Source organism: Streptomyces sp. NBC_01450, assembly GCF_036227505.1.
Taxonomy (GTDB): domain Bacteria; phylum Actinomycetota; class Actinomycetes; order Streptomycetales; family Streptomycetaceae; genus Streptomyces.
The window spans coordinates 2,131,464-2,149,016 of record NZ_CP109480.1; the positions used below are offsets into that span (position 1 = coordinate 2,131,464).

At 70.2% G+C, this 17,553-nt stretch carries 15 protein-coding genes and 1 riboswitch; of the genes, 1 reads left to right on the forward strand and 14 read right to left on the reverse strand.

Features of this window, described 5'->3' with window-relative positions:
* Positions 1-157, reverse strand: a riboswitch (cyclic di-AMP (ydaO/yuaA leader).
* 302 nt (positions 158-459) lie between these two features.
* Positions 460-2,529: an alpha-galactosidase gene (locus OG568_RS09855; protein WP_329531149.1), complete on the reverse strand. Its 2,070-nt coding sequence runs from the start codon at positions 2,527-2,529 to the stop codon at positions 460-462.
* Between the two features lie 182 nt (positions 2,530-2,711).
* Here OG568_RS09855 and OG568_RS09860 point away from each other — a divergent pair, with 182 nt between their 5' ends.
* Positions 2,712-3,509, forward strand: coding sequence for a tyrosine-protein phosphatase (locus tag OG568_RS09860; RefSeq protein WP_329531150.1), 798 nt, complete (start codon positions 2,712-2,714; stop codon positions 3,507-3,509).
* A gap of 37 nt (positions 3,510-3,546) precedes the next feature.
* Here OG568_RS09860 and OG568_RS09865 read toward each other — a convergent pair whose 3' ends face one another.
* From OG568_RS09865 to hpnC, 13 genes are all read right to left on the reverse strand, one after another.
* Positions 3,547-3,663: a DUF6126 family protein gene (locus OG568_RS09865; RefSeq protein WP_266431802.1), complete on the reverse strand. Its 117-nt coding sequence runs from the start codon at positions 3,661-3,663 to the stop codon at positions 3,547-3,549.
* 86 nt (positions 3,664-3,749) lie between these two features.
* Positions 3,750-4,403: a helix-turn-helix domain-containing protein gene (locus OG568_RS09870; protein WP_266431803.1), complete on the reverse strand. Its 654-nt coding sequence runs from the start codon at positions 4,401-4,403 to the stop codon at positions 3,750-3,752.
* Positions 4,404-4,560: 157 nt separating this feature from the next.
* Positions 4,561-5,961, reverse strand: a complete 1,401-nt coding sequence (locus tag OG568_RS09875) for an aspartate aminotransferase family protein (protein WP_329531151.1) — start codon at positions 5,959-5,961, stop codon at positions 4,561-4,563.
* Positions 5,958-7,886 carry a 1-deoxy-D-xylulose-5-phosphate synthase gene (gene dxs / locus OG568_RS09880; protein ID WP_329531152.1) on the reverse strand — a complete coding sequence of 643 codons (1,929 nt, stop codon included), beginning with the start codon at positions 7,884-7,886 and terminating at the stop codon, positions 5,958-5,960. Before dxs ends, OG568_RS09875 begins: the two co-directional genes overlap by 4 nt.
* 28 nt (positions 7,887-7,914) lie before the next feature.
* Positions 7,915-9,072 carry a flavodoxin-dependent (E)-4-hydroxy-3-methylbut-2-enyl-diphosphate synthase gene (gene ispG / locus OG568_RS09885; RefSeq protein WP_054232726.1) on the reverse strand — a complete coding sequence of 386 codons (1,158 nt, stop codon included), beginning with the start codon at positions 9,070-9,072 and terminating at the stop codon, positions 7,915-7,917.
* Positions 9,073-9,076: 4 nt separating this feature from the next.
* Complete coding sequence (hpnH, locus tag OG568_RS09890; protein WP_266427467.1) at positions 9,077-10,099, reverse strand: adenosyl-hopene transferase HpnH; 1,023 nt, start codon at positions 10,097-10,099, stop codon at positions 9,077-9,079.
* Positions 10,100-10,104: 5 nt separating this feature from the next.
* Entirely contained in the window at positions 10,105-10,746 is a 642-nt protein-coding gene (locus tag OG568_RS09895; protein ID WP_329531153.1) for a phosphorylase family protein, read from the reverse strand.
* A complete protein-coding gene (shc, locus tag OG568_RS09900; RefSeq protein ID WP_329531154.1) occupies positions 10,746-12,770 on the reverse strand; it encodes a squalene--hopene cyclase in 2,025 nt (674 codons plus the stop codon). Before shc ends, OG568_RS09895 begins: the two co-directional genes overlap by 1 nt.
* Before the next feature lie 111 nt (positions 12,771-12,881).
* Positions 12,882-14,009, reverse strand: coding sequence for a polyprenyl synthetase family protein (locus tag OG568_RS09905; protein WP_266427477.1), 1,128 nt, complete (start codon positions 14,007-14,009; stop codon positions 12,882-12,884).
* Complete coding sequence (hpnE, locus tag OG568_RS09910; protein ID WP_329531155.1) at positions 14,009-15,424, reverse strand: hydroxysqualene dehydroxylase HpnE; 1,416 nt, start codon at positions 15,422-15,424, stop codon at positions 14,009-14,011. Before hpnE ends, OG568_RS09905 begins: the two co-directional genes overlap by 1 nt.
* The gene (locus OG568_RS61405; RefSeq protein ID WP_443077600.1) at positions 15,421-15,561 is read right to left on the reverse strand and encodes a DUF6380 family protein; all 141 of its coding nucleotides are present in this window, start codon (positions 15,559-15,561) and stop codon (positions 15,421-15,423) included. The genes hpnE and OG568_RS61405 overlap by 4 nt, the downstream gene beginning before the upstream one ends.
* Positions 15,561-16,511: a presqualene diphosphate synthase HpnD gene (gene hpnD / locus OG568_RS09915; RefSeq protein WP_329531156.1), complete on the reverse strand. Its 951-nt coding sequence runs from the start codon at positions 16,509-16,511 to the stop codon at positions 15,561-15,563. Before hpnD ends, OG568_RS61405 begins: the two co-directional genes overlap by 1 nt.
* Positions 16,508-17,410, reverse strand: coding sequence for a squalene synthase HpnC (gene hpnC, locus OG568_RS09920; RefSeq protein WP_329531157.1), 903 nt, complete (start codon positions 17,408-17,410; stop codon positions 16,508-16,510). Before hpnC ends, hpnD begins: the two co-directional genes overlap by 4 nt.
* Positions 17,411-17,553: the final 143 nt, after the last annotated feature.

The window sequence follows — 17,553 nt, forward strand, 5'->3', positions numbered from 1 at the left end:
AATTCCTCTCCGGCGCCTGCGAGGTGAGCTGTCGGGTGCGGGCTGGAGATGCCCGGCCACGCGGCTGCGCGGCTATACCCCTAGCCGTTCCGGAGACCGGAACAGGCGCGGTACCTGTGGGTCCCCCGCTCCTGCCAGGTACGGGTGAGTGTGCGGATACCGGGCGGCGGCAGGATTGGGCGTCCGTCCGGATTGAGGGCGAACGTAAGCGAGACGGGGGCACATCGCCAACCATGCGGCTTTTCTGTGCGCGTGCCTTTCTTGATCCATGCCGGAATTCCGGTCACCCTCCGTGGAAAACGATCTCGCCCGCCCTCCAATCCGCCCGGAAATTCGGGCGGATTGAGAAAGCGGGCCCGCAACGCATCGTCACGAATATGACGCTGCTCACGCACGCCACACCACGGCACTTCATTCCAGGGTCAGTTGGAACGAAGGTGCTAATACCGGACAAAAGACTCACATGCGACGTAGTCGGATAACTGTCGCATCGAAGTCCCCGCGCAGCCCCGTCCGCAATCCGTGATGCAGCAGCACCGCACCCCGGTGCACTTCGCCCGTTACGCGGCATTGGTACGCGGCGCTCGGATCGAGCCCACGCAGCCGGAGCGGGGCGACCGGCTCGCCGTGGTGCTGGGCCTGGAGCAGCGCGAGGACGACGGTCTCGTCGCCACGGACGTACTGCACCGCACTCAGCCCGCCCTCCGGAGGCCGCAGCCGGTAGAGGTCGCCGCGCTGCACGACCGGCCGGATCTCCTTGTAGAGGTCCACCCACTCCCGCGCCTCGACGAGCTCCGCCTCGCTCCAGTCGGCCAGGTCACCGCCGACCCCGAGCACCCCGGCCATGGCGCTCACGAACCGGAAGCGCAGCGAGCTGATCCGATGATTGAGCTGCGCGTTCGGACTGTCCGTGACCCAGGCGGCCATGATCCGGGCCGGGTGAATCTGGCTGAAGCCGTGCTGGATGGCGAGCCGGTCGAGCGGGTCGGTGTTGTCGGAGGTCCACACCTGGTCCGTACGCGCCATGACGCCGAGGTCGATCCGGCCGCCACCGCCCGAGCAGGACTCGAAGGCGACCCCCGGGTGCTCGGCCCGCAGCCGGTCCAGGAGCCCGTACAGAGCCTCCACGTGCTCGACCCACAGCTTCTGCGGGTACGGCTCACCGGGCCAACCGGCGTCCGTGAAGCAGCGGTTGAAGTCCCACTTCACATAGTCGATCGGGGCGCTCGAGAGCAGACTGTCGAGCTGCTCCCACAGGTACTCCTGTACGTCCGGGCGGGCGAGGTTGAGTACGAGCTGGTTGCGGAACTCCGTCCTGGTCCGCCCCGGCTGGAACTGCACCCAGTCGGGGTGTGCGCGGTACAGCTCGCTGTCCGGATTGACCATCTCCGGCTCGACCCAGATCCCGAACTGCATGCCGAGCGCGTGCACGTCGTCGGCGAGCGGCTTCAACCCCTGCGGGAAGCGGTCCGGGTTGGGGGTCCAGTCACCGAGCCCGGCACGGTCGCTCGTCCGCGCCCCGAACCAGCCGTCGTCGACGACGAACAGCTCGACGCCCATCGCCGCGGCGCGCCGGGCCAGCTCCCGCTGCCGCTCCTCGGAGATGTCGAAGTGGGTGGCCTCCCAGGAGTTGAACAGCACCGGCCGGTCCTGCTCCGCGTCCGGGATCACGTACGACCGCTGGTACGCGTGCCACGTCCGGCTCGCCGCACCGAAGCCGCCGTCGCTCCACAGCCCCGCGAAGACGGGGGTGGTGAACGACTCCCCCGGCTCCAGGCGCAACAGCCCGGAGTCGTCGTACCCGGCGCCGCCGGAGATCTGCACACGCGCGTCGGGGAGTTCGGCCACGCAGATCCGCCACGAGCCCGACCAGCCGAGCGCGCACCCGTAGACCTCGCCGCTCTCCTCACCCGCCCCGCTGTCGAGCGCGACCCATGGCAGGTGCTGGTGCCCGGTGTGCCCACGGCGGCTGCCGATGACCTTCTCACCGTAGGTGAGGGGGGAGCGCGCGAGCCGGAACTCGGCCGCCCACCGTCCGTGCAGCTGGGAGAGGCGCCAGCCGTCGCGCTCGGGCAGGGTCCAGGTCGCGGAGTCCGCGCGCAGCAGCTCCAGGGAGCGTCCCGCGTTGGCCAGGGTCACCCAGCGCTCGACGACGTCGCCGCGCATCCGGTAGTGGAGGGTGATGCCGAGCCCGTCGTCCTCGAAACGCAGCCGCAGTTCGTCGCCGTCCGCCTCGTACGCCTCGAAGCGCCATTCGGTGCCGCGCCGCTCCTGTGTCCGGACGGACAGCGCCGGGCGTACGAAGCGGGGGCCGCCCTCGACGGGATACTCCTCGCGCCCGTCGAGCCGGGACTCGAAGGGCCGGTACGGCGGGCCGGGCAGGGCGGCCAGTGACTCGGCGTCGGCGAGGGTGATCCGTGGCCCCCAGTGGAGATGGAGCAGTTCGTCGAGGTCGGTCAGCCGTAGGGCGTAGCCGCTCGTGGGGCCCGAAAGAAGCCACGTACGACCATCTCCGCCGATTTCGATCATCAAACCCTCACAGATTCAAACAGCCGCACTCAATCACCAACATCCTCAACGGTGTCTCACCCGGGAGGCAACGGCTGTGGACAACTTCATTGCCTGAGGAACCCATGTCGTATCGTCGAAACCGCGATTCCCGTCGGCGAGCGGCGCCGAGCAGCGCCGACGGTCCAATGGGAGGAGCCCCCGTGACGCAGCAGGTCCCGTCGACCGAGCCGGAGCTGGCCGGAGTGCGCAACTTCCGAGACGTGGGCGGCCTGCCCACCGTGGACGGCCGGCGGGTGCGCCACGGACGGCTGTTCCGCAGTGGCCATCTCGCGCACGCCACGGAGGAGGACGCGGCGTTCCTCTCCTCGCTCGGGCTGCACACGATCTTCGACTTCCGCAATGCCGCGGACCAGAAGCTGGAGGGGCCTGACGTCGAGCTGCCGGGTGTACGGAACGTGAACCTTCCGCTCACCGACCCTGCCGACGGCAGCGAGTTCTGGAAGATGGTCCGCGACGGCGACGTCGACCAGTTGCGCGGACACCTCGGCGACGGCAAGGCCGTGAACCGGATGATCAATTCCTACCGCACGATCGTCAGGGACCGCACGGCCGAGCACGCGCACGTGCTGCACGCCCTGGCCGAGGACAGCGTGCCCGCGCTGATGCACTGCGCGGCCGGCAAGGACCGCGCGGGCCTTTCCATAGCCGTGACGCTCCTCGCCCTCGATGTCGAGCGCGACGCGATCGTGGCCGACTACCTGGAGTCGAACGCGACGCACCGTCGCTACAAGGTGCGTCGCAACGGCTCCTCGGAAGAGGCCCGCTCCCCCGAGGTCATGGAGCTGCTGAGCCCCCTGTTCGACGCCCGCGCCGAGTATCTGACCGCGGCCTTCGAGACGATCGAGGAGACCTGGGGCGGCGTCGACGCCTACCTGGAGCAGGGGCTGGGGGTCACACCCGAGCAGCGGGAGCGGCTGCGCGAGCGCCTGCTGGACTGATTCCCGGGGGACGGACCCTGGGGGACGGACCCCTGGGCTACTGGTGCTTCGCGCCCAGTTCGAACAGCAGAAAGATGAAGGCCGCGAAGAGGTGGCCGACCGCGATGTAGATGATGAGGCGTACCCACAGGGCGCGGGGGAACTTCTCGACCATGCGCCGCGCAGTGGCGGGTGCACCGGATTCGGTGGGCTCCGTGGACTCGGTGGGCTCCGTGGATTCGGTGGATCGCGTGGATTCCGTCATGACAGCTCTCCGGTCGTCGGGTGCCCTGCCGCCGGGCCGAGGCACAGCGCGGCGGTGGGGCTCTGCAGCAGGGTGTGTACGAAGAGGAGTTCGGCCCCCGACTGATCGGCGGCCGCGATGCGGTGCGGGGTCAGCGAGTCGAAGTGCGCGCTGTCCCCGGGCGCGAGCACCTGGGTCGTGTCCCCGAGGCGCAGCCGCAGCCGCCCCTGGAGGACGTAGAGCCACTCCTCGCCGGGGTGGACGCGCACGATGTCGCCCTGGGAGCCGTACGGGACGTGCACCCGAAGGGCCTGCATCCCGCGGCCCGGGGCACCGGACTGCCAGTAGGTCCAGCCGCCCGCCTGCGTCGGCTCCATGTCGGCGGCCCGGACGATCGCGTCCCGTTCGGCGACCGTCTCGCCCAGCAGTTCCGAGACCGTCGTACCGTAGATGCGAGCGAGTGCGAGCAGCATCGGCAGCGAGGGCTGGCGCTGCCCCGTCTCCAGTCGGGAGAGGTGGGCGGCCGAGAGACCCGCGGCGCGGGCCGCGGCCTCCAGGGTGAGCGAGGCGCGGCGGCGCAGCGCACGCAGTTGCGGTGCGACGGCGGGCAGCGCTTCGGCTGCTGCGGACTCGGGCGGCGTGGCGGCCGCCCCCGGCTCGACAGGGCTCATGTACTCCATTGAGCCGCATCCTTGCCTCTCGGGCAAATTTCTTGCCACAGAGGCAAAATCCCTCGGCCACGACGAGGGCGGGCCCGTGCTCCGAGCCCGCCCCGCCCCTTCGTGCCGTGGGTCCAGGGCGGTCTAGGGCCTGTCCGCCGGACAGGCCCTAGCGGTTGGCCACCGCCTGCTTGACCAGTGTCTTTCCGAAGTCCCACATCAGGCCGCCGCCGCTGTGCGCGTCGTCCATCACCGCGGTGAAGGCCTCCAGGAACCGGTCCACGTCGGCCTCACCGATGATCAGCGGCGGGATCAGCTTGATCACCTCCAGGTGGTCGCCGGAGACCTGGGTGAGGATCCGGTGCCGCTGAAGCAGGGGGACGACGACCATCTGCGCGAACAGGCCCTTGCGCGCGGCCTGCAGCATGGTCCATCGGCTGCGCAGCTTGAGCGACCTGGGCCGCCCGAACTCGATGCCGATCATCAGGCCCCGGCCGCGTACGTCGCTCAGCAGTTCGTACTTGTCGATGAGTGCCGTGAGCCGGGACCTGAGTTGTTCTCCCGTGGCCCGGGCGTTCGCCACGATCTGTTCGTTCTCCATCACGGAGAGCACGGCGAGGCCCGCCGCCATGGCCTGCGCGTTCGAGCCGAAGCTCGCCGAGTGGACGAGGACCCGGTCCATGGACGAGTAGACCTTCTTGAAGATCCAGTCCTTGCCGAGTGTCGCGCCGACCGGCACATAGCCGCCGGACAGCGCCTTCGCCACGCACACCAGGTCCGGTTCGACACCCTCCTCGTGCTGGTAGGCGTAGAAGTCCCCGGTCCGCCCGAGGCCCGTCTGCACCTCGTCCGCGATGAGCAGCGCCTTGTGCCGGTGCAGCAGCTCCTGCGCGGCACGCAGATATCCGGGCGGGGCCTCGTGCACGCCCTTGCCCTGGATGGGCTCGACGATCAGCCCGGCGACATCGCCCTTCTTCAGTTCCCGGGCCAGAGCGTCGAGATCGCCGAGCGGAACGGCGGTGTCGGGCAGCAGCGGGGCGAAGCCGTCGCGGAAGCCGTCCTCGCCGTTCACGGACAGCGAGCCGGTGGTCAGCCCGTGGAAGGCGTGGGAGCAGTAGAGGATCCTCGGCCTCCCGGTGGCGTACCGGGCGAACTTGAGCGCGGTCTCCACCGCCTCGGTACCGCTGTTGCCGAAGAACACCCGGTCCAGGTGCGGACTGTGGGTGAGCAGCCTCTCCGCGAGGAGCCCCGGCAGGGGCTGGCAGTCGAAGCGGGTGAGGTCGGCGAGCGAGGCGTCCAGGACGTCGTGCAGCGCCTTGCGGACGACGGGGTGGTGGCGGCCCAGGCCCATCACCCCGAACCCGGCGAGCATGTCCAGGTAGTCGTTGCCGTCCGCGTCCCAGAAGTGCGCCCCCTCGGCCTTCTCGTACACCTTGTCGAAGCCGATGGTGTGCAGCATGCGCGGAAGCTGGTGGTTCAGGTACTTGGTGTGCAGCTCGTAGCGCTCGGCTCCGCGCTCGGCGAGGAGCGCGCCGAGGTCGAACTCCCCCTTCTCCACAGGGTCGGTCATTCCTGTTTCTCCTTGGACAACTCATCCTCGAACGGCACGTCCTTCGACAGCGCGTCCTTGACGGCCAGACCGGCGCTGATCCGCCCGGCGATCTCGACGGGCGTGAGACCTATGTCGGCCAGCACCTCCCCGCGCTTGGCGTGCGCGAGGAACTGCTCCGGGATGCCGAAGCGCCGTACGGGCACGTCGACCTCGGCGTCCCCGAGCGCCAGCGCGACCGCCGCACCGACGCCGGCCGCCCGGCTGTTGTCCTCGACGACCGCGACGAGCCGGTGCTCGGCGGCGAGGCCGGGCAGCGCCGGGTCGACGGGTTTGACCCAGCGCGGGTCGACGACCGTGCAGCCGACCCCACGGGCCTCCAGCAGCTCGGCTGCCTGGAGGCAGACCGGCGCCATGACGCCGACGGCGACCAGGAGGACCTGCGGGGTGTCGTCGGAGCGGTGCAGGACGTCGAGTCCGCCCAGATGGTCGACCGCCTCGATCTCGGGGCCCACCGACTCCTTCGGGAAGCGGATCAGCGTCGGCGCGTCGTCGACGGCGACCGCCTCCCGCAGCTGGGCCCGCAACTGGTCGGCGTCGCGCGGCGCGGCGATCCTGAGGCCCGGCACGACCTGGAGGACCGACATGTCCCACATGCCGTTGTGCGAGGCACCGTCGACGCCGGTGACCCCCGCCCGGTCCAGCACGAAGGTCACTCCGCAGCGGTGCAGGGCGACGTCCATGAGGAGCTGGTCGAAGGCCCGGTTGAGGAACGTGGCGTAGACGGCGACGACGGGGTGCAGACCGCCGGTGGCGAGCCCGGCCGCCGACACCGTGGCGTGCTGTTCGGCGATCCCGACGTCCCACACCCGGTCGGGGAACCGTTCGGCGAACTTCCCGAGCCCCACCGGATGCAGCATGGCCGCCGTGATCGCCACGACGTCGTCCCGTTCCTCACCGATCCGGACGATCTCGTCGCCGAACACCGAGGTCCAGGACGGCCCGCCCGAGGGCGCCAGCGGCTCGCACGTCAGCGGGTCCATCACACCGACCGTGTGGAAGTGGTCCTCTTCGTGGGCGAGCGCGGGCTCGTAACCGCGCCCCTTCTCGGTCAGGCAGTGCACCAGCACCGGCCCGTGGAAACGTTTCGCGCGGCGCAGCGCGGACTCCATGGCCCCGACGTCGTGCCCGTCGATCGGCCCGACGTACTTGAGCCCCAGGTCCTCGAACATGCCCTGCGGTGCGAAGGCGTCCTTGAACCCCTTCTTCGCGCCGTGCAGCGACTCGTAGATCGTGTGTCCGACGACGGGCGTGCGCAGCAGTACGTCCTTGCCCCAGGCGAGGACCTTCTCGTAACCGTCGGTCGTCCGCAGGGTCGCGAGATGGTTGGCGAGGCCACCTATGGTCGGCGCGTACGAGCGTTCGTTGTCGTTGACGACGATGATCAGCGGGCGGTCCTTGGCGGCGGCGATGTTGTTGAGCGCCTCCCACGCCATGCCGCCGGTCAGCGCGCCGTCGCCGATGACCGCGACGACATGGCCCTTCTCGCCCTGCACCTGACGGGCCTTGGCGAGCCCGTCCGCCCAGCCGAGCGCCGTGGAGGCGTGGCTGTTCTCGATGATGTCGTGCTCGGACTCCTCGCGCGAGGGATAGCCGGACAGGCCGCCCTTTCCCCGCAGCTTGGAGAAGTCCTGGCGTCCGGTCAGCAGCTTGTGTACGTAACTCTGGTGGCCGGTGTCCCACAGGATGCGGTCGACGGGTGACTCGAAGACCCGGTGGAGCGCGATGGAGAGTTCCACCACCCCCAGATTGGGCCCGAGGTGACCGCCGGTCCTGGCGACCGCGTGCACCAAGAACTCCCTGATCTCATCCGCCAGTACACCGACGTCCGCCTCGGACAGCGCCTTCAGGTCGCGTGGTCCCCGGATGCTCTCCAGAATCGTCACGCTCGGGCCCCCTCTCGGTCCGTGCTGATCAGCTCACGGTGACGGCGGGTTCGCCGGAGGCGACGCCGTCCTTCTCCATCTGCTCGGCGATCTTCATCGCTTCCTCGATGAGGGTCTCGACGATCTTCGACTCGGGCACGGTCTTGATGACCTCGCCCTTGACGAAGATCTGCCCCTTGCCGTTGCCGGAGGCGACCCCCAGGTCCGCCTCCCGCGCCTCGCCGGGGCCGTTGACGACACAGCCCATGACCGCGACGCGCAACGGGACCTCCATCCCCTCCAGACCGGCCGTGACCTCGTCGGCCAGCTTGTAGACGTCGACCTGGGCGCGCCCGCAGGACGGACACGAGACGATCTCCAGGCGGCGCTGCTTCAGGTTCAGCGACTCCAGGATCTGGAGGCCGACCTTGACCTCCTCGGCGGGCGGGGCGCTGAGGGAGACCCGGATGGTGTCCCCGATGCCCTCGCTGAGCAGCGCCCCGAAGGCGACGGCGGACTTGATCGTGCCCTGGAAGGCCGGGCCGGCCTCCGTCACGCCGAGGTGCAGCGGGTAGTCGCACTGGGCGGCGAGCTGCCGGTAGGCGTTGACCATCACCACCGGGTCGTTGTGCTTCACCGAGATCTTGATGTCCCGGAACCCGTGCTCCTCGAAGAGGGACGCCTCCCACAACGCCGACTCGACCAGCGCCTCCGGCGTCGCCTTGCCGTACTTCTGCAGCAGCCTCCGGTCGAGCGACCCGGCGTTGACCCCGATCCGGATCGGGGTCCCGGCGTCCGAGGCGGCCCGCGCGATCTCGCGGACCTTGTCGTCGAACTGCTTGATGTTGCCCGGGTTCACCCGCACCGCCGCACAGCCCGCGTCGATGGCGGCGAACACGTACTTGGGCTGGAAGTGGATGTCCGCGATCACCGGGATCTGGGACTTGCGGGCGATGGTCGCGAGGGCGTCCGCGTCGTCCTGCGTGGGGCAGGCGACGCGGACGATCTGGCAGCCGGACGCGGTGAGTTCGGCGATCTGCTGCAGGGTGGCACCGATGTCCGACGTACGCGTCGTCGTCATCGACTGCACCGAAACGGGTGCTCCGCCCCCGACCGCCACCGCTCCGACCTGGATCCGCCGCGACACACGTCGCTCGGCGATCGGTCGGACCGGCACCTCGGGGAGGCCCAAGGAAACGGCGGTCATGTCGTCACCCGCGGCTTTCCGTGAAGGTCTCGCGGGCGGCGCGCAGCGACTCCTTGAGGGAGCCCATGGTGGCGAGGACGGCGGTCGGCTCGTAGCCGCAGTGCGCCATGCAGTTCGCGCACCGCTCGTCCTTGCCGCGCCCGTAGGAGTCCCAGTCGGTCTCCTCCAGGAGCTGCCGGTACGTCTGCACGTACCCGTCGCTCATCAGGTAGCAGGGCCGCTGCCAGCCGAAGAGCGAGTAGCTGGGGATCGCCCACGCGGTGCACGGGAAGTCGACCTTGCCTTCCAGGAAGTCCAGGAAGAGCGGGCTCTGGTTGAGCCGCCAGCGGCGCCGGTTGCCGCCCGAGAAGGCCTTCTTGAACAGCTCCCGGGTCTGCTGGACGCCGAGGAAGTGCTCCTGGTCGGGCGCCTTCTCGTAGGCGTAGGCGGGCGAGAGCATCATCTCGTCCACCTTCAGGTCGTCATTGAGGAAGTTGAGGACCTCGATGACGGTCTGCGGGGTGTCGGTGTTGAAGAAGGTCGAGTTGGTGGTGACCCGGAAGCCGCGCCGCTTGGCCTCCTTGATGGCCGCGACCGCCTCGTCGAAGGTGCCCTCCTTGGCCACCGACTCGTCGTGCCGCTCGCGCAGCCCGTCGATGTGCACGGCCCAGGCGAAATACGGCGAGGGCTTGAACTTGTCCATCTTCTTGCGCATCAACAGCGCGTTCGTGCACAGGAAGACGAATTTCTTCTTGGCCACCAACTGCCGCACGATCTCGTCGATCTGCGGGTGCATCAGCGGCTCGCCGCCGGCGATGGACACCATCGGCGCGCCGGATTCGAGGACCGCTCCCACGGCCTGGGCCACCGGCATGCGCTGCTTGAGCACCCCCGCCGGGTGCTGGATCTTGCCGCAGCCCTCGCACTTGAGATTGCAGGCGAAGAGGGGTTCCAACTCGACCAGCAGCGCGAATTTGTCCCGCTTCCTGAGCTTCTGTTCAAACAGGTACGCAGCGACCTTCATGGACTGCCGAAGCGGCATAGCCATCTGGCTCACCTCCGAGGGAGCAACAAAGAACGGTGCCATTCAAAGAAAGCGGGAAGAACGGCACGAAGAACACGGAAAGCTGATATTCCACCGTGCACTGTGCCGATTCGGACGAGCTCATGTTCAGGAGCGTCCACGACCACCCGCACGGCCGCAACCGGGCGCGCGCCCGCTCGCACGGCGCTGTGGAGCGTGGCCGCGGATTCCATGTCGACCGCGATCGAGCCGGTCGCGAACAGATCCGACCGTTCGTGACCGCGCACGACGTGGTCGGAGCCGGTGAGCGGCCCGGTGTGGACGGTGCGCCCGGGCACGGTACGCACGAGTTCCTTGACGAGCAGTTCGGTGCCCACGCACGGGGTGCTGCCGCGCGGGTCCCGGGTCTCCTCGGCGACCACGAGGTCACCGGGGTGCATGCCCGGGGCGAGCCCCGCGCAGAAACCCGTGGCCAGGACGGCGGCCTGGCTCAGCGCCGGGTCGGCGAGGATCCGGGTGAGCGAGCGCTCGGCGGCCTTGGGACCCATGCCGGTGCGCAGGACGGTGACGGGCCCGTCGGCCCCGGTACGGTCGCCGATGCGCAGGGCGAGGTGCTCGATGCCGAGCGCGCAGGCGATCAGCAGCGGGGCCCGATCGGGCTTCGTGCTCATCAACCCCCCTTGACCTCGGCGAACGACTCGCCATGGACGAAACTCGGCTCTCCGTGGACATAGCGGCCGAGCGCGGTGAGCGGGAAGACCTGCCGGTAGAGGTGGTAGTTGATCGAGAAGTCCCACGGGAACCCGGTGCCGGTGAAGTACGGCTCGTCCCAGGAGCCGTCCGCCAGCTGGGTCTCCGCGAGCCAGGCGATCCCGCGCTCCACCGCCTTGGACTCCCGCTCCCCCGCGGCCAGCAGGGCGAGCAGTGCCCAGCCGGTCTGGGAGGCGGTCGAGGCGCCGCGTCCGCTCCACTCGGCGACCTCGTGGTAGGAGCGCAGGTCCTCGCCCCAGCCGCCGTCGTCGTTCTGGACGGTCTCCAGCCAGGCGACGGCCCGGCGGATCGCCGGGTGGGAGGCGGGCAGTCCGGCGGCCATGAGCGCCGGGACCACCGAGCCCGTTCCGTAGACGTAGTTGACGCCCCAGCGGCCGAACCACGAGCCGTCCGGCTCCTGGTGGGCGAGCAGCCACTCGATGCCCCGGCGGGTGCGCGGGTCGTGCGAGAGCCCCTCGACCGCGAGCATCTCCACCACATGGGCGGTGACGTCGGCGGACGGCGGGTCGATGACCTCCCCGAAGTCGCAGAACGGGAGCCGGTTGGGGAAGGCACTGGTGTTGTCGACGTCGAAGGCGCCCCAACCGCCGTCCTTGGACTGCATACCGAGGTTCCAGCGCACCCCGCGCCCGATGGCGTGCTCGACTCGCTCCGGGTCGTGGTGGCGGACGCGGCGCAGCGCGAGGGCGACCTCGGCGGTGTCGTCGATGTCGGGGTAGTTGTCGTTGTGGAACTCGAAGGCCCAACCCCCGGGCGGAAGGTGGGGCCGCTTCACCGCCCAGTCCCCGGGCCGCACGATCTCCTCGCCGAGCATCCAGTCCGCGGCCTTCACCAGCTGTGGATGGTCGGCGGGCAGGCCCGCGTCGGCGAGCGCGATGGTGGCGAGGCAGGTGTCCCAGACGGGCGACTGGCAGGCCTCGATCATCCGGGCGCCGTCCTCGCGCCAGACGGCGAACCGGTCCAGTGACGCCAGCCCCTCGCGCATCACGGGGTGTTGGAGGTCGTAGCCGAGCAGGTGCAGCGCGATGACCGAGTACACCGCGGGCGGCTGGATGCCGCCCCAGCAGCCGTCGTTCTCCTGCCGTTCGATGATCCAGCGTGCCGCCGCGTTCATCGCGGACCGGCGCAGCCTGCGCGGCGCGACCTTGCGGTACTGGTGCAGGACCTTGTCCAGACGCTGGAAGACCCCGTCCCAACTCGCCGCGGGGGCGAGGGGTTTGACCGGGTTGGGGTCCCGGGCGTCGACGTGCAGCTCGTCGAGCGGGAACGGCGCGGGCCGCACCGGGCGCTTCGCCGAGACGACGGTCAGCGGCACGATCGTCTGCCGCGCCCAGCAGCCGAAGTCGTAGATGTTGAGCGGCATCCACTTCGGGAAGTAGATGAGTTCCGGCGGGAGTTCGGGCAGGTCGTCCCACTTCCACCAGCCGAACAGGGCGAGCCAGATCCGGGTGAAGACACGGGCCGAGGCGATGCCGCCCCGCTCGCGGATCCAGGCGGCCGCCCTCGCCATGTGCGGCTCGTCCGGGCCGTCCCCGGCCAGTCGCAGGGCGACGTACGCCTCGATGGTGGCGGAGAGTTCGCCGGGGCCGCCGTAGAAGGTGGCCCAGGTGCCGTCCTCGCGCTGCTCGCCGCGGATGAACAGTCCGGCGGCGCGTGTGGTCGTCTCGTCGCGGATTCCCAGGAACTGACGGAGGAGCAGATCCTCGGCGTCCATCGTGACGTTCGTCTCGAGGTCGCCCTTCCACCAGCCCTCCGCGTCCTGCCGCGAGAGCAGGAAATCGGTGGCGCGCTGTATGGCGTGCGTGGCGACGTCTCGGGTCTCGACTGTCCCGGCCGCCACGGGAGTCGTCTGATCCTGGATTTCGCTGGCCGCGGCAGCCCGGGGCGGCAGAGCCCCGGTGCTTCCGTCGGTCGTCGCTGTCATGGCTTCCCCTTCGTGCAGTGGTACGTCTCTGCTGGGTCCGCCGTCGGCCGGTGCGTCGTTGTCCCGCGGCACCGGCCGGCGACTACGCGAGGTTTATTCGACCGATAGTGATCATCTCTTCCGTACGACGACGAAGTCGGCGAGCGCCACGAGCTGGGCCCGCACCTGGTCGGGCATGTCGACGGCGTTCAGGGCCTCGATGGCGATGGTGTGCTGGCGGCGTGCCTCCTGGGCGGTCCACTCGCGGCCGCCCGCCTCCTCGATGAGCGCGGCGCGCGCGGCGAACTCCTCCTCGGAGAAGTTCTCGAAGTCGCTGGCCTTGGCGTCCTCGGCGAGCAGTTCCCCGAGCCGCTCGGAGGCGGGCCCGCCCGCGGCGAGCGCGGCCACGACCGGCAGGGACTTCTTGCGCTGGCGCAGGTCGCTCCAGGTCTGCTTGCCGGTGGCCTCCGGGTCGCCCCAGATGCCGAGGAGGTCGTCGACGGCCTGGAAGGCCAGGCCGAGGTGGTAGCCGTACTTCTCCAGCGTGTCGGCGGTGCGGTCGTCCGCGCCGCCGAGGACCGCGCCGATGGAGCAGGCGCAGGCGAGCAGGGCGCCCGTCTTGTTGCCCTCCATCTCCAGGCACTCCTCGACGCTGACGCGGTCGCGGTGCTCGTAGGAGATGTCCTGGGCCTGGCCGTCGATGAGGGCGCGGGTGGCGGTGGTCAGCCTGCGGGTGGCGCGGCCGGCCTCGACGGTGCCGAGTTCGAGGAGGATCTCGTTGCCCAGCGCGAACAGGGCGTCGCCGACGAGGATCGCCTGGGCGGGACCGTGCACCTTCCAGACGGTGTCGCGGTGGCGGCGCTGCTCGTCGCCGTCCATCAGGTCGTCGTGCAGCAGGGAGAAGTTGTGCACCAGCTCGACCGCGACCGCACCGGGGACGCCGACCTCGGGGGCGGCACCCGCGACCTGCGCGGAGAGCACGGCCAGCGCGGGGCGCACGGCCTTGCCGCCGTCGCCGTCCGCGGGGTTGCCCTGGGCGTCGATCCAGCCGAAGTGGTAGGCGGCGACGGTGTCCATGGGCGACGCCAGGCGGTCGACGGCCGCCTTCAGCACCGGTGTGGCCAGGGTCCGGCCGCGCTCCAGGAGCGCGGTCACGTCCACCGCGTCGGCAGCCTTGTCGGCCGGGGGCACAGTGGGCACAGTCTCTCCTCTTGTTGCGGTACCGGGGGTGCGGGGGTCCGCCGCGCGCTCGTCGAGCATCAGGCCGCCTCCTCGAACGCGAGGAGGTGGTCGCGGGGCCGACCCAGGGCGCTCAGTGCGGCTCGCGCCGCACCGACACCGCTGCGGACCGCACTCTCCATGGTCGCGGGCCACCCTGTGGCGGTCCACGCGCCGGCCAGATACAGGCCGGGGGCTCTGGTGCGAGCGCCGGGCCGCAGCCGCCCGACGCCTGGGGTGGGGGCGAACGTCGCCGTGCGCTCCCTGGTCACGAAGAAGTCCTTCACCTGCGCGCCGCGCGCGGCGGGCAGCAGCCGCTCCAGCTCCGGCAGATAGCGCTCGCGCAGCACGGCGACGGGCTCGTCGATCTCGTCCTGGGCGGCCGACTGCGAGAGGGCGAGGTACTGCCCTTCGCGCAGTCCGGACGCGTCGGTGCGGTCGAAGACCCACTGCACCGGGGAGCCGAGCGCCGCGAAGAACGGTCGCGCCAGCACCTTCCGGTCGTAGACGACATGGACGTTGAGGATCGGCGCGGTGCCGATCTCCAGGAGCCGCTCGGGGGCGTCGAGCGCTCCCTCGGGCAGCAGCTCGTGGGCCTCGCGCTGGGGTACGGCGAGGACGACGGTGTCGGCGTCCAGCGTTTCACCGGGAACCTGAACGCTCCAACGCCCGTTCTCGTTAAGGGAGATGGAGGTGACGCGTGTACGGACTTCGGTACGCACGCCCGCGGAGTCGAGCGCCTTGCGGGCCAGCGTGTCATGCAGTTCGCCCAGCGGGACGCGTGCCCAGCCGATGTCGGCCGCGCCCGGGTCGGACAGCAGACCGGTCTTGAACACCATCGCGGCGAGCCCGAGCGAGGAATCGCCGGCCACCGCGTTGAGGGTGGCGACCCCCACCAGGTCCCACAGCGCCTCGACGGCACGCTCCGACTGACCGTGTTCGGCGAGCCATTGGCCGAAGTTCTGGTCGTCGAGGGCTGGATCGTCGAGATCGAGCGCTTTGAGCGCCAGTGCGGCACGTCCGACCTTGGCGCGCTCCGCGAGCGACAGATGCTGATACGTCGCCAGGCTGCGCGCGAGATGCAGGGGAACGGGCAGCGCGCTGCGGCCGATTCTGCCGAGGCGCCGCCCGGGTTTCGCCTCGGCGTCGAGAACGGGCACGTCGAGACGATCCTGCAGTGGCGCGAGCGAGGCCCCGTCGACGCGGTCGAGGAACCAGCGGTATGCGGTGCAGCAGCGCAGATACACATGCTGTCCGTTGTCCACGGTGAGCTCGCCGCGCTGGAAGGAGAAGGCGAGCCCGCCGAGCCGCGGTCGGCCTTCGAGCAGGGTGACCCGCACCCCGGCGTCCGCCAGTGCAAGCGCGGCCGTGATTCCGGCCAGCCCGCCGCCGACCACTACGGCGTCGGCCCCTTCCGGGCTGCCCGCGGTCTGCGCGGGCTGCGTCTCCTCGCTCATCGTGCACCCTCCCCAGCGGCCGTGCCGCGGTGATTGAACGGTGCACGGCAGGCCATCGCAGTCAGGGACGCCGCCCGGTCCCGGAGGGTTGCGTGCCGCTTTTCGCCGGTGGAATCACCTTGGCCCATATTGTCCATCAGGTGCGCCTCCTGACAGTGCGCCGGGCGACATGCCGGGCGTCCAGACCGGAGAGGCCGCGCACGGCGACGTACGCCTTCTCACGCCCCGGCAACGAGACGCGGCCGCGCAGCACGGCCTCCGGCTCGCGCTCGATGCGGTCGAGGAGCCGCCGGTAGATGCCGGCCATGGCCGCGACACAGGCGCCGCTGCGCCGGTCGAGCATGGGCAGCAGTCGGTAGCCCTCGGCGAAAAGAGTGCGGGCCCGTCGCACTTCGAAGTGGACGAGGCCCGCGAAGTCGGAGCCCTCGGGTGGAGTCGGGCCGTTGAACCCGGCCGAGCAGCCGAACTTCGCGAGGTCGTCCGCGGGCAGATAGGTGCGCCCGCCGGCGGCGTCCTCCAGTACGTCCCGCAGGATGTTGGTGAGCTGAAGCGCGAGCCCGAGCGTGTCCGCATACTCCGGCGCGCGCTCGGCGCCACGCGCCCCCGGTTCCGTACCGAACACGCCGAGCGAGAGCCGCCCGATCGCCCCGGCCACGCACCGGCAGTACACCTTCAGGTCGTCCCAGGTCTCGTACGTCTCACCGTGTACGTCCATCAGGACGCCGTCGATGAGTTCATCGAGGCCGCCCAGCGGCACCGGGAAGTACGCGGCGGTGTGGCTGAGGGCGACCGCGACCGGGTCGGTGTCGTCCTCGTCGACCCCGCCCTCGCGGACCCGGGCGAGCAGCGCCCGGGTGTCCTCGAGCCGCGCCGCCTTCACAGCCGGTGCCAGCGTGCCGTCGCCGATGTCGTCGACACGGCGCGAGAACGCGTAGAGCGCCGACATCGCGCGACGCTTGGGCGTCGGGAGAAGTCTGATGCCATAGGCGAAATTACGGGCCTGCTGACCGGTCACTGCCTCGCAGTAGCTGTAAGCGGCGAGTACCGGTGCGGACACGTGTTGTTCCGACTCCACGGTCCGGATCACCCCTTTCCTCGCAGAGTCACTCCCACCTCGCGCAGCAACTGGAGCTTGCCGGGCTTGGGCGGGCCGGGAAGTACGTCGTATTCGGCGGCGGTGATCGCACGGATCGCCGCCCTTCCCCCTGCCACGAACCCCGCGAGCAGCAGCTTCAACCTGCCGTGGACGCTACCCACGAGGGGGGTGCCTTCATTCAGGAGGTGGAGCGCGCGTTCTGATTCGTAGGCAACCAGCGCGCGCACCGATGCGCCCGCTGTGGCCGTGGCGAGATCCGTCTCCTGGACATGGAAGCGCTTCATGTCCTCGGCCGGCAGGTAGACGCGGTCGCGGCCGAGATCCTCGGCGACGTCCTGGAGGTGCTCGACGATCTGCAGCGCCGTGCACACCGCGTCCGAGCGGCGGATCCGCTCGGGCGTCGAGGTGCCGGTGACGGACAGCACCAGGCGGCCGACGGGGTTGGCGGACAGCTCGCAGTAGGCCACGAGATCGTCGTAGGTCTCGTAGCGCTTGATCAGCTGGTCCTGGCGGTTGGCCGCGATCAGGCCGAGGAAGGGTTCGGGGGTGAGGCCCGCGCGGCGGACCGTGGGCTGCAGGCGCCGCAGCAGCGGATGCCCCGGCGTCGAGTCGAACACTCGGTGCAGATCGGCCTCGAAAGCGTCCAGGAGTACGAGGCGGTCCTCGGCCTCTTCGGGCGACACGCCGAGCAGCCTGGCGTCCGCGCCGCCCGGGGCGAGGTCGCCGTCGCCGATGTCGTCGACGAGGCGCGCGAAGCCGTAGACGGCCATCAGGTCGTCGCGCCAGGCCCGGGGCAGGAAGAAGGGAGCCACCGGGAAGTTCTCGCCCGCGGCCTTGTCGAGCGTTCCGCGCTCCGTCTCACCAGTGCGCGCCGTACCGGCTTGGGTCACCGCTCGCCGCCCGGCGCGGGGACGGCACACGCGTCGCGGAGCTGGAGAGTTTCCGTAGCCATTGCCGTCACATCTCCCGTTCTACACTGCCGACCCAATAGTGCCCATTTCGGACACGCCGCCCGGGATTCCGCGCGGCGCGC

What these genes read in the sequence shown, in the direction of transcription:
- OG568_RS09855 (WP_329531149.1), bottom strand. Translation starts at nt 2,529, where the DNA reads ATGATCGAAATCGGCGGAGATGGTCGTACGTGGCTTCTTTCGGGCCCC.
- OG568_RS09865 (WP_266431802.1), bottom strand. Translation starts at nt 3,663, where the DNA reads ATGGTCGAGAAGTTCCCCCGCGCCCTGTGGGTACGCCTCATCATCTAC.
- OG568_RS09870 (WP_266431803.1), bottom strand. Translation starts at nt 4,403, where the DNA reads ATGAGCCCTGTCGAGCCGGGGGCGGCCGCCACGCCGCCCGAGTCCGCA.
- OG568_RS09875 (WP_329531151.1), bottom strand. Translation starts at nt 5,961, where the DNA reads ATGACCGACCCTGTGGAGAAGGGGGAGTTCGACCTCGGCGCGCTCCTC.
- ispG (WP_054232726.1), bottom strand. Translation starts at nt 9,072, where the DNA reads ATGACCGCCGTTTCCTTGGGCCTCCCCGAGGTGCCGGTCCGACCGATC.
- hpnH (WP_266427467.1), bottom strand. Translation starts at nt 10,099, where the DNA reads ATGGCTATGCCGCTTCGGCAGTCCATGAAGGTCGCTGCGTACCTGTTT.
- OG568_RS09895 (WP_329531153.1), bottom strand. Translation starts at nt 10,746, where the DNA reads ATGAGCACGAAGCCCGATCGGGCCCCGCTGCTGATCGCCTGCGCGCTC.
- shc (WP_329531154.1), bottom strand. Translation starts at nt 12,770, where the DNA reads ATGACAGCGACGACCGACGGAAGCACCGGGGCTCTGCCGCCCCGGGCT.
- OG568_RS09905 (WP_266427477.1), bottom strand. Translation starts at nt 14,009, where the DNA reads ATGCTCGACGAGCGCGCGGCGGACCCCCGCACCCCCGGTACCGCAACA.
- hpnE (WP_329531155.1), bottom strand. Translation starts at nt 15,424, where the DNA reads ATGAGCGAGGAGACGCAGCCCGCGCAGACCGCGGGCAGCCCGGAAGGG.
- OG568_RS61405 (WP_443077600.1), bottom strand. Translation starts at nt 15,561, where the DNA reads ATGGACAATATGGGCCAAGGTGATTCCACCGGCGAAAAGCGGCACGCA.